At 46.5% G+C, this 1,180-nt stretch carries 3 protein-coding genes; all 3 read left to right on the top strand.

Annotated elements, in window-relative coordinates:
- Nucleotides 1-603, top strand: a 603-nt coding sequence (gene lpxK, locus B3180_RS14415) for a tetraacyldisaccharide 4'-kinase (RefSeq protein ID WP_286845196.1), incomplete at its 5' end; no start/stop codon positions are given.
- Nucleotides 593-790, top strand: a complete 198-nt coding sequence (locus B3180_RS14420) for a Trm112 family protein (RefSeq protein ID WP_054487358.1) — start codon at nucleotides 593-595, stop codon at nucleotides 788-790. The genes lpxK and B3180_RS14420, both read left to right, overlap by 11 nt.
- The coding region (gene kdsB / locus B3180_RS14425; RefSeq protein ID WP_286845197.1) for a 3-deoxy-manno-octulosonate cytidylyltransferase at nucleotides 787-1,180 on the top strand (394 nt) is incomplete at its 3' end. The genes B3180_RS14420 and kdsB, both read left to right, overlap by 4 nt.

The following is a 1,180-nucleotide window of genomic DNA, read 5'->3' on the forward strand; positions in this document are numbered from 1 at the left end:
AGAGCCGAGGCCGCGCAGCTCCTGTCCGAACAACATCCCGAAGTCGATGTCATTATTAGTGATGATGGTTTACAGCATTACGCATTAAAACGTGACATTGAGCTGATTATGATTGACGGTGAAAGAGGCACAGGAAATGGCTGGTTGCTGCCGGCAGGTCCTTTACGTGAAGGACCATGGCGTTTAAAAGGTGCGGACTGGGTTATTTCTAATTACGGTCGTCATGCTTTTGCGCGTCATGTAGTGGATGTTAAACCAGGTCACTGGTATCGGGTTGATAACGATGAAAAAGTTGAGCTAGAAACGGATAGTAGTTTTAATGCAGTTGCCGGTATTGGTTACCCCCAGCGATTTTTTAACTCTTTGTCTGAGCAAGGGGTACAAGTTGAGAAAAGCCAGGCATTTGCTGATCATCACGTTTTTAGCGAAGAAGACTTTTCTCAATTAAGTGGTAAGCCTATATTGATGACAGAGAAAGATGCCGGAAAGTGTCAGTCATTCGCGCAACCGGACTGGTATTATCAAACAATAGAAGCGCAACTGCCCGAGATAATGAAAACTAACTTACTGGCAGAGCTGGAAAGGAAGAAAAATGCCCATTGATAAAAATACATTAGCGATTTTAGCTTGCCCTAAGTGCAAAGGTAAGCTGACTTACTACGCCGAAAAAAATGAACTGGTCTGTCGGGGCGAGCGACTGGCTTATCCTATCGATGAAAACATTCCGGTTTTATTAGCCGATAAAGCCCGTGAATTATCTGCAGAAGAGTTAGAGAAGGTTCCTTCATGAGTTTTACCGTTGTTATTCCCGCACGTTATGGCTCCAGCCGACTGCCTGGTAAACCTTTGGCTGACATAGGTGGTAAACCAATGATTCAGCATGTGGTTGAAAGGGCTGAAGCCAGTGGCGCTGCGGAGGTGATTGTCGCAACTGATGACCTGAGGGTAAAAGAGGGCGTTGAGAAATTTGGCGGCCGAGTCATGATGACTTCAACGGAACATTCATCGGGTACTGAGCGACTGGCTGAGGTTATTGAACAGTTGGCGCTTGCGGAAAATGAAGTGGTGGTTAATGTTCAGGGCGACGAGCCTTTCATTCCGCCTGAGATTATTCGGCAGGTTGCGGATAACTTAGCCAACCAACGGCAGGCGCCTATGGCGACTTTAGCCGTTCCTATTA

Source organism: Idiomarina sp. UBA4206 (genome assembly GCF_002383015.1).
Classification (GTDB): domain Bacteria; phylum Pseudomonadota; class Gammaproteobacteria; order Enterobacterales; family Alteromonadaceae; genus Idiomarina; species Idiomarina abyssalis.